The organism is Sulfurospirillum sp. E15m (assembly GCF_059415145.1).
In genome coordinates this window covers 46,294-68,139 of record NZ_JCAHZS010000003.1, presented here as the reverse complement: position 1 = coordinate 68,139, position 21,846 = coordinate 46,294, and the positions used below count along the sequence as shown (strand labels likewise).

The 21,846-nt window shown below is 38.4% G+C and carries 21 protein-coding genes; 1 reads left to right on the top strand and 20 read right to left on the bottom strand.

From position 1 onward, the window contains the following. Positions 1-6 precede the first annotated feature (6 nt). The 9 genes from AC5SLP_RS05870 to yajC are packed head-to-tail and all read right to left on the bottom strand — an operon-like array spanning position 7 to position 9,715. Entirely contained in the window at positions 7-396 is a 390-nt protein-coding gene (locus AC5SLP_RS05870) for a bactofilin family protein (protein ID WP_495254219.1), read from the bottom strand. Further along, positions 336-1,241: a peptidoglycan DD-metalloendopeptidase family protein gene (locus tag AC5SLP_RS05865; RefSeq protein WP_495254218.1), complete on the bottom strand. Its 906-nt coding sequence runs from the start codon at positions 1,239-1,241 to the stop codon at positions 336-338. The genes AC5SLP_RS05870 and AC5SLP_RS05865 overlap by 61 nt, the downstream gene beginning before the upstream one ends. Next, positions 1,231-2,385 carry a bifunctional folylpolyglutamate synthase/dihydrofolate synthase gene (locus AC5SLP_RS05860; protein WP_495254217.1) on the bottom strand — a complete coding sequence of 385 codons (1,155 nt, stop codon included), beginning with the start codon at positions 2,383-2,385 and terminating at the stop codon, positions 1,231-1,233. Before AC5SLP_RS05860 ends, AC5SLP_RS05865 begins: the two co-directional genes overlap by 11 nt. After that, positions 2,386-3,930 carry a GGDEF domain-containing protein gene (locus AC5SLP_RS05855; RefSeq protein WP_495254216.1) on the bottom strand — a complete coding sequence of 515 codons (1,545 nt, stop codon included), beginning with the start codon at positions 3,928-3,930 and terminating at the stop codon, positions 2,386-2,388. Further along, entirely contained in the window at positions 3,911-4,429 is a 519-nt protein-coding gene (gene lptE, locus AC5SLP_RS05850; RefSeq protein ID WP_495254215.1) for an LPS assembly lipoprotein LptE, read from the bottom strand. The genes AC5SLP_RS05855 and lptE overlap by 20 nt, the downstream gene beginning before the upstream one ends. Position 4,430: 1 nt before the next feature. After that, entirely contained in the window at positions 4,431-6,878 is a 2,448-nt protein-coding gene (leuS, locus tag AC5SLP_RS05845) for a leucine--tRNA ligase (RefSeq protein ID WP_495254214.1), read from the bottom strand. Positions 6,879-6,895: 17 nt separating this feature from the next. Beyond that, the gene (gene secF, locus AC5SLP_RS05840; protein ID WP_495254213.1) at positions 6,896-7,867 is read right to left on the bottom strand and encodes a protein translocase subunit SecF; all 972 of its coding nucleotides are present in this window, start codon (positions 7,865-7,867) and stop codon (positions 6,896-6,898) included. Then, positions 7,867-9,447: a protein translocase subunit SecD gene (gene secD / locus AC5SLP_RS05835; RefSeq protein ID WP_495254212.1), complete on the bottom strand. Its 1,581-nt coding sequence runs from the start codon at positions 9,445-9,447 to the stop codon at positions 7,867-7,869. Before secD ends, secF begins: the two co-directional genes overlap by 1 nt. After that, the gene (gene yajC, locus AC5SLP_RS05830; protein WP_495254211.1) at positions 9,440-9,715 is read right to left on the bottom strand and encodes a preprotein translocase subunit YajC; all 276 of its coding nucleotides are present in this window, start codon (positions 9,713-9,715) and stop codon (positions 9,440-9,442) included. Before yajC ends, secD begins: the two co-directional genes overlap by 8 nt. Positions 9,716-9,726: 11 nt before the next feature. On the opposite strand from yajC, the gene AC5SLP_RS05825 reads away from it, so the two are divergent. Beyond that, positions 9,727-10,959, top strand: a complete 1,233-nt coding sequence (locus AC5SLP_RS05825; protein WP_495254210.1) for an apolipoprotein N-acyltransferase — start codon at positions 9,727-9,729, stop codon at positions 10,957-10,959. 40 nt (positions 10,960-10,999) lie between these two features. Here the strand turns inward: AC5SLP_RS05825 and metK are convergent, their stop codons facing one another. The 11 genes from metK to AC5SLP_RS05770 form a co-directional block, all read right to left on the bottom strand. Further along, complete coding sequence (gene metK / locus AC5SLP_RS05820; RefSeq protein WP_495254209.1) at positions 11,000-12,214, bottom strand: methionine adenosyltransferase; 1,215 nt, start codon at positions 12,212-12,214, stop codon at positions 11,000-11,002. A 274-nt stretch (positions 12,215-12,488) separates the two neighbouring features. Next, positions 12,489-13,382, bottom strand: coding sequence for an AEC family transporter (locus tag AC5SLP_RS05815; RefSeq protein WP_495254208.1), 894 nt, complete (start codon positions 13,380-13,382; stop codon positions 12,489-12,491). Then, complete coding sequence (aat, locus tag AC5SLP_RS05810) at positions 13,379-14,062, bottom strand: leucyl/phenylalanyl-tRNA--protein transferase (RefSeq protein ID WP_495254207.1); 684 nt, start codon at positions 14,060-14,062, stop codon at positions 13,379-13,381. Before aat ends, AC5SLP_RS05815 begins: the two co-directional genes overlap by 4 nt. Then, complete coding sequence (clpA, locus tag AC5SLP_RS05805; protein WP_495254206.1) at positions 14,052-16,250, bottom strand: ATP-dependent Clp protease ATP-binding subunit ClpA; 2,199 nt, start codon at positions 16,248-16,250, stop codon at positions 14,052-14,054. Before clpA ends, aat begins: the two co-directional genes overlap by 11 nt. 166 nt (positions 16,251-16,416) lie before the next feature. Next, complete coding sequence (gene clpS, locus AC5SLP_RS05800; protein ID WP_495254205.1) at positions 16,417-16,725, bottom strand: ATP-dependent Clp protease adapter ClpS; 309 nt, start codon at positions 16,723-16,725, stop codon at positions 16,417-16,419. Positions 16,726-16,735: 10 nt separating this feature from the next. After that, positions 16,736-17,341, bottom strand: coding sequence for a thioredoxin domain-containing protein (locus tag AC5SLP_RS05795; RefSeq protein WP_495254204.1), 606 nt, complete (start codon positions 17,339-17,341; stop codon positions 16,736-16,738). A 60-nt stretch (positions 17,342-17,401) separates the two neighbouring features. Next, complete coding sequence (gene smpB / locus AC5SLP_RS05790) at positions 17,402-17,866, bottom strand: SsrA-binding protein SmpB (protein ID WP_495254203.1); 465 nt, start codon at positions 17,864-17,866, stop codon at positions 17,402-17,404. A gap of 2 nt (positions 17,867-17,868) precedes the next feature. Beyond that, on the bottom strand, positions 17,869-18,642 hold the full coding sequence (locus tag AC5SLP_RS05785) for a 4-(cytidine 5'-diphospho)-2-C-methyl-D-erythritol kinase (protein ID WP_495254202.1): 774 nt from the start codon (positions 18,640-18,642) through the stop codon (positions 17,869-17,871). Beyond that, positions 18,642-18,869 carry a carbon storage regulator CsrA gene (csrA, locus tag AC5SLP_RS05780; protein WP_495254201.1) on the bottom strand — a complete coding sequence of 76 codons (228 nt, stop codon included), beginning with the start codon at positions 18,867-18,869 and terminating at the stop codon, positions 18,642-18,644. The genes AC5SLP_RS05785 and csrA overlap by 1 nt, the downstream gene beginning before the upstream one ends. Beyond that, the gene (truB, locus tag AC5SLP_RS05775) at positions 18,863-19,702 is read right to left on the bottom strand and encodes a tRNA pseudouridine(55) synthase TruB (protein ID WP_495254200.1); all 840 of its coding nucleotides are present in this window, start codon (positions 19,700-19,702) and stop codon (positions 18,863-18,865) included. The genes csrA and truB overlap by 7 nt, the downstream gene beginning before the upstream one ends. Continuing rightward, a complete protein-coding gene (locus AC5SLP_RS05770; protein WP_495254199.1) occupies positions 19,702-21,747 on the bottom strand; it encodes an ATP-dependent helicase in 2,046 nt (681 codons plus the stop codon). Before AC5SLP_RS05770 ends, truB begins: the two co-directional genes overlap by 1 nt. Between the last annotated feature and the right edge of the window lie 99 nt (positions 21,748-21,846).

Sequence of the window (21,846 nt, the reverse complement as noted above, 5' to 3'; positions counted from 1 at the left end):
CTTCCTTTATCCTTCGTAAGACAATGTAGGCGTTGTCTCGCTTTGCGCTTTAATCTTACTTTCGCCTTCAAAAATAGCTTTGGCTTCGATAATCAGTTCTTTTGAAATCACTTTACCGATAAATTTGCCACCCTCTAGCACTTCAACATTATCACACTCTGCATTGCCTTCAAATAAGCCATTAATAATGAGTCTGCTAGCATGAATTTCACCGCTAATTTTCCCTTGTTTGCCAATAATAACAATGCTTTCAGAAATAATTTTACCGATAATTTCACCATCAACATGTAACCGTGTTTGACAATGAAAAATACCTTCTACTTTTGCACCACTTGCTATGATGGTTGTTTCGGAAGCGGGGACTGAGCATTGATCAACTTTATTAAAGATTCCCATGAGACTCTTTTCTCCTTTTTAAAGATTTCCGTGAAGTTAGAACCACGCCACTTTACAAATGGCTCAGGGTCTAACAAGCGCCCGATAAATTTGATTTCATAGTGCAAATGGGGACCGGTGGACATTCCACTGTTTCCAGAATATGCAATCAAATCGCCTTTTTTGACAAATTGTCCTTCTTTCACAACAGGTTTATTTAGTAAATGAGCATAATAACTCTCAAATCCATAATTATGACTGAGACAAATAATATTTCCATACCCGCTATTTTGCCCATACTTTGCAAATTTGACAACACCATCCGCGGGCGCTAAGACAGGAGTGCCCGGAGATGCCCTTAAATCAAGGCCCGGATGAAATTCTTTACGTTTTAAAATGGGGTTTTCGCGCCAACCAAACTTAGAAGAATAATCGCTGTATGCCATTACATCACCACTTGGAATATTGTCGAAAAATGTTTTTTGTTGCATAATATTAATATCAAGTTCGTCTAAACGGACATCTAGATTATCTTTTTCATCTTCATTAACCGTCAATCCAATCATCTCTTCAATCGAGCTAATTTTATCGCGAATATTCTCATATTCTTGCGCTTTTTCAGATATTTTTGACTGTAATTCTTCATTTTGCGTTACTAAAACATTTCGCTCTTGAATCGCTCTGTCTCTTTTTGTCTCTAAATGCGATACCTCTTTAACCAAAAATAAGATGACAAAACTCCCCACTAAAATCACGAGAGCAACAAAGAGCGTAAAATAGAGCAAAAATTTCTTAATCAGCTGATGCAGTAAAAAATGCCTTGAACCATTGACATCGGAGATGGTTACTGTAAATTTATCTTTCACCTAATACCTTTAGAAAAGCCTCTACCACAGAAAAAGAGCCAAAAACCAAATACTCTTTATCGTCTTGTAGAGTTGTAAAAGAAGAGATAGGAAGATTAAGCTCATGAGCAACGTTATAAAGGGCAGCTTCTTCAACAGCACGCGGGCTTTGGATGGCTATCACTAAAATCTCTTCAATAATCGGTTTTAATCGTTTCAAAATAGTTGGATAATCTTTATCTTTATAACTATTATAAATTAAAACAACTTTTTTTCCATCAAATGCTTTACACAACGCATCGGCTGCCATCTCATTATGCCCAACATCCATAGTAACGTTGGGTAATATTTTTTGGCATCGTCCACGTAGAACAGTTGGCGAAAAAAACTCTAAAGAGATATCATACCCAAGTACTTTTAATGCGCAAAGTGCTGTTGTAAAATTTTCTTTCAAAAAAGATGAAAATTTAAATTGTGCTACAAATTGGTCAATTTTTTCGCTCCAACAAGCATCAAAATAGTTTTCTACTCGGTAAAGCTTTACATGTAATGCTTCTGTTTTTTCCAATGCGATAGGATAGACTGCATCGCTATACTGTTTTGATAACACACACTGTGTCGTCAAACTATTGAGTTTTGTATGTGCAATTTCTTCAATGCTATTCCCCAAAAAAGCTTGATGATCCAAACCGATAGGCGTAACGACAGAGAGAATTTTTGGGAAGATAGCAGTAGCATCATGCTCTCCACCAAGCCCTGCTTCAAGAACAACATAGTCGCAATAATCGCAAAAAATAGCCATAGCAAGAAGCGTTGTGTACTCAAAATACGACAATGAATCTGCCATGCTTGGCTCCAGCCATGTTAAAAGGCGTAGATGATACACGTCTAAGACCTCATCATCTACGTCAGCGCCATTGATCCATATGCGCTCGTTAAAACGAAGAATATGCGGAGAAGTATAGTGCCCGACACGTAATGCGTTAGCGTGAAGCATTTGCGCTAAAAAGCGTCCTGTAGTTCCTTTCCCGTTGGTGCCTATAACATGAATGATTTTGGGTAATGTGAAATGAGATTGGATGCTCGCATAAATTTTTGGCATGCGTTCATAATCAATTTCATCATAAAAAAGAGGCTTTTGTTCTAAAAAATGTTCTAATTGCATTTATAATATTGGCATAACCTGATTGCGTCCTGCATCTTTTGCTTTATAAAGTAAAGAGTCTGCGGCATTGACGGTTTCGTCTTTTGAAGTATAATGAGAACGTTGAGATACGCCACAACTCACCGTAACATCAATACGTTCATTCTTATAAAGAAATTTAAATTGCTCAACAATCGCACGGATTTTTCCTGCAAAATGCAGGGCATGTGCAAGGTCCGTACTGGGTAAAATAACCAAAAACTCCTCACCACCATACCTTCCAACAAAATCAACTTGTCGAATATACTTGCGCAAAATCTTTCCAATGGTCGATAATATGACATCGCCCGCTTCATGCCCATAGGTATCATTGACTTTTTTAAAATGATCGATGTCGATAAAACAGAGTGTATAATCTATTTTATAGCGCATAAAAGCATCTTCAACACGTCCTAATTCAAGCGAAAGAGCACGTTTTGTTGCCACATGAGTTAAATAATCTTCCTTCACCTCTTGCTTTGCAATTAATAACGCTGATTCTAATTTAGAAACACGACTTTGAAGTTTCGTAATGGTTTCTTGATTGCTCATCATCTTTTCGCTGAGCGATTTTGTCTCGTTTTCCAGTGAAGATGCGATATGCAGAAGTTTTGTATGAACGGTTTCAAAACCATCGTGTGAAAAATCTATTCGTTGTAAATCCGCTCGAATCGTTTTGACTTGTTCATGACTTAAGTTGCTGCTTTTGATGAGTTCGACAATTTTTTTATTGATTTCATCTAAAATTTTATCCAGTGTTGAAACTTTCTTTTGCACTTCTGATTTATCAAGTTCTATTCGTTTCACAATGAGCTGTTTAATCTCTTTTTGAAGCGCAGGCGTTCCTAGGGCATCAGGAGATTGACGTAATTCATGGTTTATGTTGGCTAACTCATCATTCATGCCAGAAGCGATAGAAGGCGAAAGAGAAGCGATAATCAACGGTATAAGGCTTTTATAGATTTCCGTACTGCTGTCTTTACTCAAAATTTTAATAATATCACGAACCATTGCTTCAAGATCATCTCTGCTAACATGCCCAAAAGCATCCAATTTTTTGAGATAACTGTCATCATAATTGGAAATAAAATCAAACCATTTTTCTTTTACCAGTTCGATGGATTGCACATTTTGATGAAAATCCAAACGCTCCAGTGAAGCATTTGCCAAATTCGTTGCTTTTGCATCGTGCAACAGAGTAATCGCTTGCAAGACCCTTTTACTTAAAACCGATAAGGCATTAATCATTTTAAGGGTATCGCCCTCATTCGCACGGTTTAATTTTGCAACTAAAAAGGAGAGCAATTCATCGACTGAACTGATATTAAAACGCTTCATATCGGTTACGATACTTGCGTCCAGTTTTTTAGTATATTTATCTACTTTTTGGCAATCTTCGACAATAACGCCTTTTTGCTTGGCCACTTTGCAAAACATTTTGGCGTAATTATCGGGTGTGAGATTAAGATGCTCCGCTTTAATAAGCTCTAATGTCTCTTTGATAATTTCATTGATTGTTGTTGCCATTGCGGAGTCCTTTGATCGCAATTTTAGAAACAAACTCGTCTAAAGCATCATTTGCAGCGGACTTAATCGCTTCAAAGCGATTGGTATCAGAGATAACACTGTTAGAATCAATCGTAAAATCGTATTCACCAGTTGCTCGTAATTTTTCAACTTTACCATTGGTGTTTTCATACTCAAAGGCTAGCTCAACGGTTGCTTTATAGGCAATAACATATCCGTATAAGTCATAAATGGTCGGTGAAAAAGACGTTTTATTAATACGCACTTTTAAGATTGTATCAGCATCTTCTTTTGAAACAAGTTTTGCACTAAAACGGCTTACGACAGCTTCATTCACAGCATCTTTAATAATAACGCTGTTTCTTGGATCTTGGCGCGATATGGTAACTTCGGCATAAATTTTAGAGCCCAGTGCTTGTTTTGCATAATAAGCAGTGGGTTTATAGCCACATCCACTTATGAGTATCAGCATTAAAAATCCAAGAAAAAGCTGTTTCATATTACTTTACCACCAGATTAATCAATTTGTTAGGAACATAAATCTCTTTAATAAGTTCAGCACCATCAAGCCATTTTGAAACACTCTCTTTTCCGAGTTTCAAAGCTTCATCTTTGCCAATAGATGTTGGGACTTCTATTTCTGAACGTTTTTTACCATTAACGGTTACAGCCAAAATCATACTATCTGTTACAAAAACTTCTTCTTTCATCACAATAGGCGAAAAGTTTGCACACCCAAAAAGTGACTCACTCATTTCCCAACAAATATGAGGAATGACTGGCTCTAAAAGATTAAGAAGAATAAAATACCCTTCCGTCCAGACCTCTTTACTCTCTTGGTCACTTAAAGCATTTAACGCTTCCATACAAGCAGCGATTAATGTATTAAACGTATAACTACCTTCAAAAATCTCATTGGATTTTTTGACGGCTTCATAGACCTTTTTACGTGCGTACTTTGATTCTTTAGAAAGACTGTGATGAACGATAGTTGGAATGCTTTTACATGTAAAAACATTTTCGCTTTTTTGGACAAACCGTTTAATGAATCTAAAGGCACCTTCAACCGCACTATCATTCCACTCAAGTTCTTTTTGAGGGGGAGCGGCGAACAGAATAAAAAGGCGTGCCGTATCGGCTCCATAGGTCTTAATAATCGCATCAGGATCAACCGTATTGCCTTTACTTTTGCTCATTTTTGAACCGTCTTTAAGCACCATACCTTGTGTCAATAAATTGGCAAACGGTTCATCACAATTGACATACCCCAAATCACGCAATACTTTCGTAAAAAAACGTGAATATAACAGGTGTAAAATCGCATGTTCAATACCGCCGATGTATTGATCGACGTTCATCCAGTAGTTTGCACTGGCTTGATCAAAAGGGACATCGTTCCAAAACGAAGGGTCAGTGGTATAGCGAAGGAAGTACCAACTGGATTGGAAAAAAGTGTCCATAGTATCGGTTTCGCGAATTGCATCTTCGCCACAACAAGGGCATTTTGTAAATTTCCATGTAGGGTGTTTGTCTAAAGGATTGCCTTCACCTTTAATCTCAACATCATCAGGAAGGGCTACTGGTAAATTTTCAAATTTTTCAGGTACCAACCCACATTTAGGACAATGTATCATTGGAATCGGAGCGCCCCAATAGCGTTGGCGGCTAATTCCCCAATCACGAAGTTTATAGTTGATAACTTTTGTACCTCTTTTTTGCGCTTCAAAATGAGCAATAATCTTCTTTTGAGCACTTTTGGAATCAAGGCCGCTAAATTCTCCTGAATTAACAAGCGTACCATACTCCATTGTTGCAGAGGTTCCATCAAATGGTGTTGCATTTTCAATGCTTTGAATAATCGGCAAATTGTATTTTTGGGCAAATTCAAAATCTCGTTCGTCGTGAGCAGGAACGGCCATAACAGCGCCTCCGCCATACTCAATTAAAACAAAATTTGCTACCCAAACAGGCACGGCGCGTCCGGTTAAAGGATGAATGACATCAATCTCTAAACTCACACCCTCTTTTTGAGCTTGCGCACGTTCACGTGCACCCACACGTTGCATCTCTTTTATCTGTGCAATTTTTGCTTCACTTAAAAGTTTGTGTTCAATGAGATAATTCACAATGGGATGTTCAGGAGCTAACGCAGAATAACTGACGCCATAAATGGTATCAGGGCGCGTTGTAAAAACATTATACCCTTCAAATTGACCGTTTAATTTTGCCTTTGACTCAGGAGATAAAGAAAAAGTAAATTCTAAACCTTCACTTCGTCCAATCCAATTCTCTTGCATGGTAAGAACTTGACTTGGCCAACCCGCTCGTAGCTTTTCACAATCATCCAGCAACTCTTGTGCATACTGAGTAATTTTCAGGTAATAACCAGGAAGTAGTCGCTGTTCTACAGGGTTATCACATCTCCAACAACATCCCTCTTCAACTTGTTCATTTGCAAGAACCGTTTGACATGTATTGCACCAATTTAGCGTCGCACTTTTTTGATAGACCAAGCCTTTATGAAACATTTCAATAAAAATGCGTTGTTCATGCTTCGTATAAAGCGTATCGCTTGCGGCAAATTCTCTGGTTGTTGAAAAAGACAAACCTAATGAAGAGAGCTCTTTACGCATATAATCAATATTTTCATATGTCCATTTTTTAGGATGAACCCCATGCTTAATCGCTGCATTTTCAGCAGGCATACCAAAGCTGTCCCAACCAATTGGATGCAACACATTGAAGCCATTTTTACGGTGATGCCTAGCAATCGCATCACCAATCGTATAGTTACGAACATGCCCCATATGAATACGTCCGCTTGGGTACGGAAACATACTTAAAATATATTTTTTCTTTTTTGTAAAATCATTTTGTGGCTCAAACGCATTGGTCTCATGCCATCGCTTCTGCCATTTATTTTCAAGTTCTAAAGGGTTATATAACATCTCTACTCCATCCCGAATTAAACGGTACCTTTTTCATACATTGAACGCATTTTCTCTTTTTCAACTCTATTTTTCTCTTTGAGTGCAAGTTTATTTTTATATTTTTCAATACTAAAACCTAAAACACTAATAAAAGGAGCTGAAATAAAAATTGAACTATAACTACCGATAATCAAACCTATTAACATCGTAAAGCTAAATCCGTGGATAATTTTTCCACCAAACACATACAAGGTAAAAACAACGAAGAAAACAGTCAATACAGTTAAAACGGTTCGTGATAGTGTTTTAGAAACGGAGGTATTAATGACATTCATCAAATCCGTCTCTTTGGTGGTTTTAAGTTCTTCACGGATACGGTCATAAATAATAATGGTATCATTAATCGAATAACCAATCAGTGTCAAAATAGCAGCTAAAACATCCAAGCTCATTTCAATATGGCAAAGGATTAATACACCCACAGTAATAGCGACATCGTGCACCAAAGTAATAATAGAAGCAACCGCAAAGGTCCATTCAAAACGAACGGCAACATACACCATGATTCCTAGCATACTTAAAACAGCAGCCATAATACCTTTTTGTCTTAGCTCACCACCCACTTTTGGACCTACGATATCAACTTTACGGACATCAAAGGTTCCAGTTTCTTTCAACAGTGTTCGGACATGATCACCCACATCTTCACTAACTCCACCTGTGGTGGTTGCAAAACGAATTTGAACCTCTTCAGGGGAGCCAAATTCCGTAATCAGCGCATCGGAGAACATTTTATCTTTTGCTAAATCCGTTCTAATTTGGTCAATGGGGGCTTTATGCTCATATTTTAATTGAACAATCGTACCACCAGAAAAATCAATACCGTAGGTTAAACCTTTTGTAAAAAAAACAGCAATAGACAAGATTGCTAAACTCAATGTTGTCACCAGGAAAAAACGGCTTAATTTCATAAAATTGTAAATTTTATGATGTGAAAAAAACTCCATTAATGACTCCTCTTCATACCAAACCACAAGGAGAGGTTTTTACTTTTTTCAATACGCGGCATAAAGTAGTCGTATATTCCATGTGTGCCTAAAATAGCTGTTAGCATTGACACACTAATACCTATCGCCGTACTGATTGCAAAGCCTTTAATGGGGCCTGTGCCGTACACATACAATAAAACAGATGTAATGATAGATGTAATATTACTGTCCAAAATAGCGCTCATTGCATTTTCATAACCATGTTCAATAGCTTGCTTCATAGGAATACCCTGCCGTAACAGCTCTCTGATACGCTCGTTAATAATAACGTTGGCATCAACGGCCATACCAATGGTCAAGACGATACCCGCCATACCAGGAAGTGTAAGCGTTGCGCCAAAAAGAGCCATAATAGCAATCAATAAAAAGAGATTGACAATTAACGCAATATTCGCAATAACACCTGCCAAACGGTAATAAAATAACATAAAAATAGAAACCAACATAAAACCAGAGATTAATGCAAGAAGACTTGCTTTAATACTATCAGCACCCAAAGAAGGGCCAACACTGCGTTTTTCTAATAGTGTCACCGGGGCTAAAAGAGCGCCACTGCGAAGCGCAATCGCCACGTCATGTGCTTCTTTAACGCTAAATCCACCGCTAATTTGACCACTACCGCCGCCGATACGTTCACGAATTACTGGGTCTGAATAGACTTTATTATCCAAAACAATGGCAAGACGATTTCCAATGTTATTGGCTGTGAAATCACCAAAGATTTTTGCACCTTCTGAATTCAGGGTAAAATTGATAACAGGTTGTTGCATTTGGCTGAAACCAACTTTAGCGTCGGTAAGCATACTACCATCTAAAATAGGAATCTCTTTTAAGATATGACGGATAGAATCACCTCGAGCATCGCCTAAAATGACATCGCCATATTGTGCTGCTTCGGTTGGACTCATGGTATTAGCACGGTCTTTACGTTTTTCATCCACTGCCATCAATTGTAAATGAGCGGCCTTAGCAATCAATTCACGTGCACGTTGTTCATCTTCAGCATTTTTGACGCCTGGAAGTTCGACTAAGATTTTATCCGTACCCTGTTTAGCGACATTGGGTTCCGCCAAACCAAATTGGTCCAAACGATTACGAATCGTCTCTACCGCTTGGGTAATGGCATACTCTTTAATCAATTCTTTCTCTTTGTCACTTAAAGAGAGGGTATAGTGTAAAGCCTCTTTATTGATTTGCAAACCACTAACTGTTTTAAGCATACCATCGAGTTTTTTCTCTTCATCTTTGTCAAGAAGTGTAAACGAGAGCACCTCTTCATCAAGACGAAAGTCATCAATGATAATGTCATTGCTTTGCGAAAAGAATTTAATACTAGAGGCAATCGATTTTACTTTAGATTTTATCGCTTCATCGGTTTTAACGCCTAAAAGCATATGAAGGCCGCCTTGTAAATCAAGACCTAGCGAAACTTTAGCACCTTTTTGCGTCTGTAAAAAAGTAGGCATTGACATGCCTACTCCTAGAATTACCGCTATTAAAAAAATGACTAAACGGTAGTTAAATTTGCCACTACTCATCGATTCTCTTTGCGATATAATCTCTTGCAATCTTGACAGTCACGCCTTCATCATTAAGCTTAACTTTGATAGAATCTTCATCAGGTTTTACAACTTCACAGATCAAACCACCATTGGTAACAACTTTGTCGCCTTTTTTGAGAGTATCTAACATCTCTTTGTGTTTTTTAACCTGTTTTTGTTGAGGCCTAATCACAAGAAAATAAAAAATCGCGAAAAGAACGACGAGTGGAAGTAAAGAAGAGACTAAATTTGCAGAACCTTGCATGGAAATCCTTTGTGAAAAAAATTTTAGATACTTATTTTACACGCATTTATATAATAAAAGCCTTTGTCATAGCACTTTGTCTCTCAGCATTTATCTATCTTAGTTATTTTAACCTCAGTATCCTCATCGTAAATTCCCTCTTTGCGGCTCTTGGATTTTACGTGCTTCTAGGGGAAAATCGCGTTATTTGGTTTTGGAGCGGTTTTTTCACAGGACTTTTATGGTTCTATTGGATTAGCTTTAGCTTTGTCTATTATAACCTTGCTTTTTTAATCCCTTTGATTATTATCGGTGTTGCCGTATGTTATGGATTTTTATTTTGGGTGATAGCACGAATCACTACATTTACCTATCTTCAAGCAATCTTACTCGCTGGTATCAGTTTTATTGACCCTTTTGGATTCAACTGGTTTAAGCTAGAGCTTCTCTTCATAGACAGCTATATGGTTCCAACATGGTGGGCATTGGCTCTTTTCTTAGTGGCAATCGCAACGCTAAAAACATTGCCAAAATGGTCTAAAAGTGTTGCTCTTATTCCACTGCTTGGTTCACTCTCTTATTCAACGCCGCATGTTGAAGTGCCTCAAATCAATGTTGCATTACCCCAAATTCACATCCCTCAATCTGAACGCTGGGATGCAAAATATCAACAAAACGCTATTGATCTTAATTTTGAACTTATTGACCAAGCAATTGTGCAAGGCAAAGAGCTTATTGTTCTACCAGAGAGTGCTTTTCCTCTTTACCTTAACAAAGCACCTCGTTTAATTGAACACTTAAAAGCGTATTCAAAACACATTAGCATTGTTACGGGAGCTTTAACGTACGAAGAAGACAAAGGATTTTTTAACTCTTCATATTTTTTTCACAACGGTAAAATGCAAATTGCTCATAAAATTATTCTTGTCCCTTTTGGTGAAGAGGTACCTTTTCCTTCATTTGTTGTAGAAATTATCAATAAACTCTTTTTTGACGGGGCAAAAGATTATCAAAAAGCAAAAGCACCACAAGATTTTGAACTCAAAGGGATGGCATTTCGCAGTGCAATCTGTTTTGAAGCGACCAAAGATGAACTCTATGAGGGGCATCCAAAACAGATGATTGCGATTAGCAATAACGCATGGTTTAGTCCGTCCATTGAGCAAACGCTCCAACATCTACTGCTTCGCTACTATGCAAGAAAATACAATACCGTGATTTATCACAGTGCCAACAGTGGCAAAAGCGGAGTCATTTTACCGTAAAGAAGGTGTTTTCACCCTCTTTACATGTAAAAAGAAATTCTTATTTTTTAAGGGCTTTAAAAAGCTCTAAAGCGTCTAATTGTTCCCAAGGATAATCACTTTGACCGACTTGTCCGCGTGCCGCAACGTCTGCGTATAAGAAGGTATCCGTACTTGGTTTATCGAGGCTAAATTTATTGGTAATCCAACGTGGGGTGAGACTAAATGTTTCAAGAACAAAATTTGAAAGTTCATCGTCACTGATACTGGTGTATGTCCCAAAAGTATCCACCGAGACCGAAACAGGTTTTGCTACACCAATAGCATAAGAGAGTTGCACGGAGCATTTTTTAGCAAGGCCAGCGGCAACGATATGTTTAGCAATCCAACGTCCGGCATACAGTCCGCTACGATCTACTTTTGTATAATCTTTACTGGATTGTGCACCACCGCCAATAGGAGCATATCCGCCAAAACTATCGACAATGAGTTTACGGCCTGTCAAACCTGAATCGTGAAGTGAGCTGTGATTGACATAACGACCTGTTGGATTAATATGGATAATCGTATCATTTGGGTCGTATAATTCAGGTGGTAATCCCGTATCGTCAATTAACCCTTTAATCAGTGTACGCACCTCTTCTATAGGTATATTTTCATTTGAAGGCGCAGAAACAACAATGGTATGAATTTTTTGAGGTTTACACTCTTCAAAATTTTGTTTTGTACCGTAATCAACCGTAACTTGGGTTTTAATATCAACGCCCAATTTGTGGTTATGCGTCAATGCATAATTATAAACTTTATCGCATAGCATTCTGGCATACGAAATGGCGGCTGGCATAAAATCAGCTGTTTCAGAAGAGGCAAATCCAAACATAATGCCTTGATCGCCTGCGCCTATCTCACCACTTTCTTGATCGACACCTTGATTGATATCGCTGCTTTGTTGGTTTAGAAGAACTTGCACTTTCAATTCATCAGGATGAAGGCATTGCTCTTTTGTAAAGGCTGATTTTCCATCGTAACCAATTTTTGCCAACGCATTTTTAACAATCGCCTCATAATCTTGAAACGAAAGAATACTTTTGGTTGCAACTTCGCCACCAATAATGACATGTTTGCCTGCGACGAATACTTCGCTAGCAACACGTGAATTGCTATCAGCAATTAACAATGCATCTACAATACTGTCTGCGATAATATCCGCACATTTGTCAGGGTGACCTGGACTAACGACTTCTGAAGTAAAAAGGTAGTGTTTTGTGTGTTCCATTTTTGTTTTCCATTTCTTTGTTTTCCTGTTTTCAAACACACTTTTCAAAAACGCTTGTTTTTGAAAAATTTTATGCTTTCATGCAAAGCATCTCAAGCATAAAGTCTGAAAACTTGTTTTCCATCCTTTTGTTTTCCATTTATGGTTTCTAGAAGATATGAAACATAAAATAAAAGTAAAAGATTGAACCAAGGTTTTTGCAAACCCACCGCATATATTCCAAGGAGTATCATACCCTCTTTTGTATAAATCAACCTTATATAAAGCGCCTAAGCTAAGAGATAATGCTATTCCAAAGCCCAATACTCACAAATGAGACTAAAATACCTAATGCGAGCGCATTAATAGCCAAATCTTTATTAAGCCCTCCCCTTACAGCAAACACAACTGCCATGGTCATAGGTGGCATCGCTGTCTCTAAAAACGTTACGCGAACCCAAGGCAACGATATATCTGAAAATAATCTCAGGAGAACCAATATCACCAAAGGCGTTAAAACCATTTTAATTAAAAGCGCTACAAGATTTTCTTTCATATAAAGCCCTAAAGAGCGAAAATCAAGCTTCATACCCACAATAGTCGTGACCAAAGGGATGAGGGTCGCTTGAAATTTATCGAGCATCATCTCAATAAAAGAAGGAAACACGGTTCCATGAAAATACAATGCTGCAATGATGGCTAATAAGGGTGGGGAGAAAAAAACGTGCTTGGCGATTGCTTTTACACTTCGTTCGTGTTCGCCACCCCATGCAATAATAAGAACGCCTACGGTTAAAAGTGCAATGAAACTGCCAATCTGATCATACACCAAAGCATACACAACATGGTCTAACGAATAGAGCGACTCAATGTATGAAAATCCAACAAACGCCGTATTTCCAAAAGTTGCGACGACCATCAAGGTTGCCGTATCTTTTTTTGAAAGCTTCATGTAGCGCCCTGCGCCATAAGACAAAACTAAAGAAATTCCCATGGCAACATACGCAATTACAATCAGCTCAATAATCTCTTGATTAAACGTTAAAGTACGAATCTTGGCAAGTGCTAAGGCAGGTAAAGAAAAATAAATTACAAATTCAGTTAATGACTCGGAGATATCATGCTTGATGCGTTTAAAAGCATAGCCAAGCGCAACAAATAAAAATATCGGTGCGATGTGTTCTATCATTTCCACTCATTGATCTGTTTTTTTTCAAGTACTTTTTCAATGCGTTCTAAAAAATCTTCGCGCGCTATTTCTATTGCGCCCATGGATTTTAAATGCTCCGTTGGTAGTTGGCAGTCAATAAAATCACCACCGAGTTGTTCTATTTTTTGACACAGCCCTACCATTGCAGCTTTAGACGCATCGCTTTTGATAGAGAACATCGACTCACCGCAGAACATGCCACCAAGATATAGACCATAAAGTCCACCGACTAATTTCCCTTCAAAAAACGTCTCCACCGAATGGGCAAACCCTTTTACATGTAAAAAGCAAAATGCCTCAATCAGCCTTTCACTTATCCAACTTTTTTGCCCTTTTTCAAGTCTCGTTTCAAGGCATTGACGCATCACCGTCTCAAAGCATGTGTCATAACGTATCTCGAAATGTTTCATACTTTTCATAAGACTTTTAGAGATTTTAATGGATGTGGGATACAAAAGAAGTCTAGGATTAGGAGACCACCACAAAATAGGGTCGCCTTCGTTAAACCAAGGAAAAATTCCCTTAGAATAGGCACGAAGCAGTCGTTCAGGCTTTAAATCTCCACCCCATGCCAAAAGTCCCTCAGAACTAGCGTCCGAGGGATTTGGAAATGTGAAATCAAGCGGGTGCAGTTGAGGAATCAGAATCTTATTTGCCACCGCTGTATTCGAAAACCAATTTTTTTGACTTATAGTCAATTTTACACACACCACCCTCTTTGAGTTTACCAAAGAGAACCTCTTCTGAAAGCGGTGTTTTAATCATCTCTTGAATGACACGGCGCATCACACGCGCACCCATCTCTTTACTATATCCTTCATTGGCGAGGTATTTTTTAGCCGCTAAGGTCGCTACAATTTCCACATGTTTTGACTTAAGCTGTTCAGTAAGTTCATAGAGCATTTTTTCAACAATATGAATCATAATCTCTTCGCTAAGCGGTGCAAAATGAATGACATCATCCAAGCGGTTTCTAAACTCAGGAGAGAAGAAATCTTTAATGGCATGGTCGGTGCGTGAGCTTTCACTCTTCGTAAAGCCAAGCGTTGGCGCTTCTTTTGTTCCAAGATTGGACGTCATAATAATAATGACATTGCGAAAATCAATCTTCGTACCATTGTTATCGGTCAAAGTCGCACTATCAAAAATCTGCAATAAGATATTGAGCATATCCGGATGCGCTTTTTCAATCTCATCCAACAACAAAACCGTATAAGGGTGTTTTTTAATCGCTTCACTGAGCTGTCCACCCTCATCGTAGCCTACATACCCAGGAGGCGCACCAATAAGTCTGCTTACGGTATGTTTTTCCATATATTCGCTCATATCGTAGCGTTCAAAATGAACACCTAATTCAAAAGCGAGTTGTTTAGCCACTTCCGTTTTACCCACACCCGTTGGACCTGCAAATAAAAATGCACCAATCGGTGATGTGGGATTGCCAAGACCTGCACGGCTTCGTTTAATCGCCTTAGCAAGGGTTTCAATCGCTTTATCTTGTCCAAAGATTTTTGCTTTGAGGTTTGCTTCTAAATGCTGCATCACCTCGCCTTCATCTTTGGTCACGCTTCTACTTGGGATATTGGCGATTTTAGAGAGCACCCCTTCAAGATCACTCAGTTCAACAACTTTTTTACGTTTTTTCGCCAAATGAAAAGATGCACCCACTTCATCAATCAAATCAATGGCAGAATCAGGTAAAAATTTATCGTGGATATATTTTTTCGCTAACTCAACCGAAGCTCTGATGACTTCAGTCGGGTATTTAACACCATGGTGTTTTTCATAACTGCCTTTAAGCCCTTTGAGAATCAAAAATGAATCTTCAATGCTAGGCTCTAAAACATCTATTTTTGCAAAACGACGGCTTAGTGCTTTATCTTTATCGAAAAAGTTTCTAAATTCACCATACGTCGTCGCTCCGATACAGCGAATTTTTCCAGAAGCAAGAGCCGGTTTAAGTAAATTGGACAAATCCATAGAGCCGCCACCTGTCGCTCCTGCACCTACAATCGTATGAATTTCATCAATAAATAAGATGGAACCTTTGAGGTTTTCTAACTCATTTAAAATCTCTTTGAGACGTTTTTCAAAGTCTCCTCGGTATTTTGTCCCTGAAAGTAATGCACCCATATCAAGGGCATAGACAGCGGTATTTTTAAGAATGTCAGGCACACTGCCTTCGCTGATTTTTTTTGCAAGTCCTTCAACAATGGCTGTTTTACCCACGCCTGGCTCACCCACCAAAAGAGGGTTGTTTTTCTTTCTGCGACACAAGACTTGCATCACGCGCCCTACTTCATCAATTCGACCAATGAGAGGGTCTATTTGGTTCTGTTTAGAAAGAGCGATTAAATCCAGTGTGTATTTTCCTAAAGCGCTCTCTTTTTCATCGCCATTGCTATCTTCTTTATGTTGAGGCGATGTTAAAGCCGTGACTTCTTCAATAATCAGAAGCTTATCGACACCGTGTTGCAATAACAAAGAGACGCAAAAGGCATTATTTTCATCCATAATGGAGATTAAAAGGTCATACACATTGGCTTCTGTCTTACCAGCACTTTTTACATGTAACATCATGGATTCGATAACACGGGTAAGAGCGACTGTTTCGACAGGTTCATAGCTCTCTTCGCTAGGAACGACCTGCGGATTTGCAATAAAATATTTTTCCATAGAGCGTTGCAAGAATGTGATACTAAGTCCACAACGAATCAAAAGTTCTACGATATGCTCGTTACTTAGCATCGCAAAAAAGAGATGATCAACGGTAATATATTCATAGCGATGTTTGCGCACAAACGCTATCGCATCGTTAAAAACGAAATTGAGTTCTTGGCTAACCATAATCGACTCCTTTGGATTTTATTTTTACACGCCTTCTGAGCGAAGCCCACTAGGTTGCGCTAACCGCTGTGGCGCTAAAGCTTGCCTCTTCCGAAGCAGAAAATTTTTCTTTTACACGCTTTTTTGTCAAAGCTCACCCAAAGCGCTAGCCTCATATTTGGTACTTTTACTCCTCTTCCATGATGGCACGAAGTGGAAATTTTTCCTCTTTTGCCATTTTACGTACACATTCCACTTTTGTTTCAGCTATCTCATGCACATAGACCCCGCACAACCCCTTGCCTTGTTCATGGACACTCAGCATAATCTCCGTCGCTTTCTCAAAACTGTGATGGAAGATTTGCATTAACACTTTAATGACAAAATCCATACTGCTATAATCATCGTTGAGAAGTAACACTTTATACAAACGAGGCTCTTTTATCTCACTCTCTTCGATGACTTCGTTTTGAAACTCGCTTTGCTGTTTGGGCATCTATTGACCTCTATTTTGCTGTTAATTTATCAATATCTTTTTGAATGATATCCAAACCAACTTTCCCAAGATAAAATTTATTCTCAGGATTGTTATTATAGATATCGGTTATTTTTTGATATGCCCCATCTTTTAAAATCACTTTAAAAGGAACTTGAAGCGTCTCTTTGTATTTTATATCGCTTAATATCGTCTGAACAAGCTTTTTATTTGTCGGTGCATTACTGATAAAATAATAAGCGTTATACTTTGCCGCAAAATTTTCGACAACATACTCATCACTCACCTCTTCAAAAAAGTTCAGCCCAATCAGCATCACATCATCACTATTTTGCAACTGAAAGTCCATCAAAGAAGGTGCTTCTTCTTGACAAGGTGCACAAAACGTACCAAAAATATCAAACATGATAATTTTTTCTTCATCATCTTCAATGACAAAGCCGCCATTTTTACGCAAAAGTGTTATTTTTGCTCCTGAAACGCTTTTTAACTCTACTTTATCGCCATCTTTATATGTCTCAATAACATTTGTAACATTTTTAGTAGGTTCTGAGCCACATCCGACTAAAAAAAGAAGTGCCATTAAGGCTATTATTATGGTTTTGAGTTGTTTCATGTTCCTATCCTCTGTTTCTTCAGACTTAATTTTACAAGTTTTGCATAAATGATTTGTAAATTACTCTTTATAAAGATGATTTTTGATTGCCGTTTTAGCTTCGCGTGCGGCATCTTTCTCTTTAAGACTCTCTCGTTTGTCGTGCTCATTCTTTCCTCGAGCCAAAGCAATCTCAATTTTAGCAAGATTTTTGGCATTGAAATAAATGGCTAATGGCACTATCGTTAGACCGTCTTTAGCGACTTTCATGTCCCACTTACGTAACTGTTTCATATGCAACAAGAGCTTTCGAGGAGCCCTTTCATTAGGTGCATAATTTAGATTTGCCGTCGATAAATGTGAAATATGCGCATTGAGTAAAAAGGCTTCACCTTTGATAATTTTGACAAACGAATCTTTGAGATTTACCCTACCTTGCCTGAGGGCTTTGACTTCGCTGCCTTGAAGAACCATTCCCGCTTCTAACTTTTCTAAAATTTCATAATCGTGAAACGCTTTTTTATTGCGTGCAACAGGTTCGCCCATCTTTATCTCTCCACTATTCTAAAAAAACTGCTTCCGCTACCGCTGAAAAACCAACCATCTTTGGCAAAAGCTTGAAGCGCAGGGTAAGCTTTCAAAGAAGCGGCAAAAAGGTCGTTCAGTGCTTCTTTGGTATAAGATTTTAATATATCAATACTCTTAAGATGCATCATCTCTTGAGCTAATTCTGGTTGAATAGATTGCAAAAAATATTCCCGAAATGTTTGATAAACATGTGCTGTATTGCAAGCAATTGGCGGTGTGAAGACCTCAATCGGCAATGCTTCTTCATCGAACTTCTCAACAATCTCACCAACGCCACGTACATTTGCACTCACATACTCAGAGGCAAAGAAAGCAACATCGGCTCCTACGGATGAGCCTATTTCCATTTTTTCGCGAATACCAAGCTTTAAGCCACCGACATCACTGAGCATCTTTAAAAAGGTGGCCGCGTCACTACTACCGCCGCCAAGCCCCGCTCCTGTTGGAATCACTTTTTTTACATGTAAAGCGTATTCTTGCATGACAGAGGTTACCTCTTTGGCAAAGCCTGCTTTTTGTAACGCTAAAAAAATCTTATACACGGTGTTGTGCTCTAAGGCACAATTAAAATCTCCACGCAGCTCAAAAGGCTCTTGTGTGCGTTTAGGTACAAATTCTAAGGTATCGTACAATGAATGCACACGCATAAAGCGCGAATTTAACGCATGGTAATGACCACGGGTTCCTATAACTTTTAGAAAGATATTGACTTTAGCAAAGGCTTGATACTGCATTATTTTAACTTTTGGCTCAAACTTAATAGTGCATCTGAGCTAATGCTTTTACTAGCTTCAATATTTGTTTGTTTAATGGCATGTGCCAATTCTTCGCGCAAAATCAACATATCTTTGGGTGCCTCAAAGCCCAATTTTACAACACCTTTTGATATTTCAATGACTTTGACAGTGATGTTTTCATTCAAAACAACACCCTCGCCAATTTTTCGTGTAAGTATTAACATGATGACGCCTTTTTAAGCGATAGTAAATTGAGTAAATATTCTACTCCATTTGCGCTGATTTGCACAATACTTAGCATTTCATCAATGACTAATTGATAGATGCCCTCCGTTTGATTTGCAAAATGCTCAACCAAAAGCTTTCTGCCCAATAATATATCGTTTTTATCGCCTAAATACTCATTTTTTTCAACATCTAGGTACGCCAATGGGTCTAATTCTAGCTCGTCTTGGTAAACAAACTTCCCTTCATTGAGGCGATTTAACGCACTTAAGCAACCGTCAAATCCTAATTTTTGGGCAATCATTTCGCCAATACTTCGGATATAACCACCCTCAGAAATAGTAATTTCAAAGGTTAAAAAAGGGTGTGCATAATGCACCAAGTGGCAATCATACACCCTGCTCGTTATTGCATGAAGTTCAAAATCTTGTTCTTTACGGGCCAAATCATACGCACGTTGCCCTTCAATCTTTTTGGCAGAATATTTTGGTGGAAGATAGGTCAGTTCGCCTACTAAACTGTTGAGAATAAAATGAATCGAATCAGGATGAAAAGGCATCATCTCTTGAACGCTTTGTATTTGTTCACTATCCAGTGTCGGACTCTTCGCCCCAATCCAAAGCGTCGCACGATACGTTTTTGGCGCTTTTTTTAAAAATCGAAACAATTTTGTAAACTGCCCAAAAGCGATGATAAGCACACCTTCTGCAAAAGGGTCAAGTGTTCCAGAAAAACCCGCTTTTTTAATGTTATAGCGTCTTTTAATACGGCTTAAAAAGTGGTTGGAGACCATGCCTGCTGGCTTATAGGCAACAAAAAGGCGGTTATCCACTAGATTTTCTCCACAAATGAAGCCAAGATATCCCTTCGTGTACCGCTAAAATTAATCTGTAATTTAAACTCTCGCCCCACTTTACTCACTTCCGTGACACGCCCTATCCCAAAAATTTTATGTTTGACTAAATCGCCTTTTTTAAACGAAGTGGTTTTTTCCAAAATGAGACTGCCCTCACACACACCGGCTTCTTTTAAAAAGCGACTTTTGGTCAGTTCCGTTCTACGTCCTTTGTAGAAGCGACTGCCAGAAAAACTAAGCGTCAATTCTTTCTTCGCACGCGTAATGGCGACATACCCTAAACGGCGCTCCTCTTCAATATCACTTCCATCGCCAATAAGAGGAAAAAATCCCTCTTCTAAGCCAATAACAAAGAGATATTCAAATTCCAAACCTTTACTCGCATGGATACTCATAATCGAGATATTTTCACTGTCAATTTGGTCTTGGTCGCTTTGAAGAGCAAGTTCATTGAGAAAATCATCGACACCCATTTGTGGGTTTTGTTTGACATAATCTCTAAAAAGACCATAAAACTCATCAATGTTCGAAAGACGTTCAATCGAGTCTGGCTGGTTGTTATAGTACTCTTTAATCGCAAATGCTTCTTCAATGGCATCAATCATATCGTAGGTCGAATTTTGTTGAATACTTTGCATATGTGCGATATTTTGGACAAACTCTTTAAGCGCTAATGCGGCTTTTTTAGTCGCTTCTTTTTCAATCGTAGCTTCATTACATGTAATATACTCGTAAACGGATTGCCTGCTATCGTAGGCTGCTTTAAAGATACGCTCAATCGTCACCTTTCCAAGACCACGTTTCGGGCGGTTTATAATGCGCTTAATAGAAAAATCATCATGAGGATTTGCTATCATTCTTAAATAACTAATGACATCTTTCACCTCAGCCCTTTCGTAAAATTTCACGCCACCGACCATATTGTAAGGAATTTGCTCTTTATTGAGTCCTTCTTCAAGGGAACGACTCAGCGCATTGATACGGTATAACACAGCAATATCTTTTGGATTTACACCACTTTGAATCAGCTTCTTGATGCGTTTCGCAATCGTTGAAGCCTCTTGATTTTCGTCGTGTGAGTCCATGACTTCAATCGCTTTGCCATCGCCTTTAGTGCTCTCCAAGATTTTTCCGATGCGTCCTCTGTTATGCTCGATTAAATCATTGGCGGCTTTTAAAATTTGAGATGTTGAACGGTAGTTTTTTTCCAATTTGACAATTTTGACATTTTCAAATGACTCATGAAACTCTAAAATATTTTTGATGTTCGCACCACGCCACCCGTAAATGCTTTGGTCATCATCACCGACCACGCATAGATTATTGTGGTTATGGCACAATTTTCGAAGGAGTTTATACTGAAGTTCGTTGGTATCTTGGTACTCATCAACCATAATATACTGATACCTTTGAGACACTTGTTCGCACAATGCTTCATCGGATTCTAAAATTTTATAAGGCAATACCAATAAATCATCAAAATCGACAAGGTTGTTTTCTTGCAAGTAATTTTCATACTGTTCATACAATTTTGCGATTATTTGATAGCTTTTTTGTTCTGCTTTTTCCCAGGCCGTTTTAGGATCAAGCAAAGAAGTTTTATAGCGTGAAATCTCACTGGCTATCATTCCAGTTGGAAGTTCCGTACTGGTATTAAAACTCTTTAAAATACGTTTTTTATCATCGGTATCAATCACAACAAAACTATTTTTACGCCCTATTTTTTCAATATGGAATTTTAAAAAAAGGAGTCCAAATTTATGGAATGTGCAGAGTAAGGGAGGATAAGTATGCTCTTCAATCATCGCCATCGCACGTTCACGCATTTCACTCGCTGCTTTATTGGTAAATGTCAGTGTAAGCGTATTGGCAGGCGGGATTCCTAGTGAAAGTAAATACGCTAGTCTTGATGTAATCGTTTTGGTTTTACCACTGCCAGCACCTGCTAAGATAAGAACAGGTCCATCGACACATTTGACGGCATCTTGTTGTGATTCATTGAGCATCTCTAAATCTTGCATCGTTTATCTACTTTGTGATGATATAAATTCTATTTATTATAGCGAAAAAAGTTTAAGCCAAACTCTGTGTGCCCCAAAAGGCACTAAACATGTAGACTT

Coding starts and splice junctions, on each gene's coding strand:
- secD (WP_495254212.1), bottom strand. CDS start 9,447: ATGAGTAGTGGCAAATTTAACTACCGTTTAGTCATTTTTTTAATAGCG.
- AC5SLP_RS05870 (WP_495254219.1), bottom strand. CDS start 396: ATGGGAATCTTTAATAAAGTTGATCAATGCTCAGTCCCCGCTTCCGAA.
- AC5SLP_RS05785 (WP_495254202.1), bottom strand. CDS start 18,642: ATGCAGTATCAAGCCTTTGCTAAAGTCAATATCTTTCTAAAAGTTATA.
- csrA (WP_495254201.1), bottom strand. CDS start 18,869: ATGTTAATACTTACACGAAAAATTGGCGAGGGTGTTGTTTTGAATGAA.
- AC5SLP_RS05855 (WP_495254216.1), bottom strand. CDS start 3,930: ATGGCAACAACAATCAATGAAATTATCAAAGAGACATTAGAGCTTATT.
- yajC (WP_495254211.1), bottom strand. CDS start 9,715: ATGCAAGGTTCTGCAAATTTAGTCTCTTCTTTACTTCCACTCGTCGTT.
- clpA (WP_495254206.1), bottom strand. CDS start 16,250: ATGGTTAGCCAAGAACTCAATTTCGTTTTTAACGATGCGATAGCGTTT.
- smpB (WP_495254203.1), bottom strand. CDS start 17,866: ATGGGCGAACCTGTTGCACGCAATAAAAAAGCGTTTCACGATTATGAA.
- AC5SLP_RS05795 (WP_495254204.1), bottom strand. CDS start 17,341: ATGAAACAACTCAAAACCATAATAATAGCCTTAATGGCACTTCTTTTT.
- AC5SLP_RS05860 (WP_495254217.1), bottom strand. CDS start 2,385: ATGCAATTAGAACATTTTTTAGAACAAAAGCCTCTTTTTTATGATGAA.
- secF (WP_495254213.1), bottom strand. CDS start 7,867: ATGGAGTTTTTTTCACATCATAAAATTTACAATTTTATGAAATTAAGC.
- metK (WP_495254209.1), bottom strand. CDS start 12,214: ATGGAACACACAAAACACTACCTTTTTACTTCAGAAGTCGTTAGTCCA.
- AC5SLP_RS05815 (WP_495254208.1), bottom strand. CDS start 13,382: ATGATAGAACACATCGCACCGATATTTTTATTTGTTGCGCTTGGCTAT.
- leuS (WP_495254214.1), bottom strand. CDS start 6,878: ATGTTATATAACCCTTTAGAACTTGAAAATAAATGGCAGAAGCGATGG.
- AC5SLP_RS05770 (WP_495254199.1), bottom strand. CDS start 21,747: ATGCAAGATTTAGAGATGCTCAATGAATCACAACAAGATGCCGTCAAA.
- clpS (WP_495254205.1), bottom strand. CDS start 16,725: ATGCCCAAACAGCAAAGCGAGTTTCAAAACGAAGTCATCGAAGAGAGT.
- lptE (WP_495254215.1), bottom strand. CDS start 4,429: ATGAAACAGCTTTTTCTTGGATTTTTAATGCTGATACTCATAAGTGGA.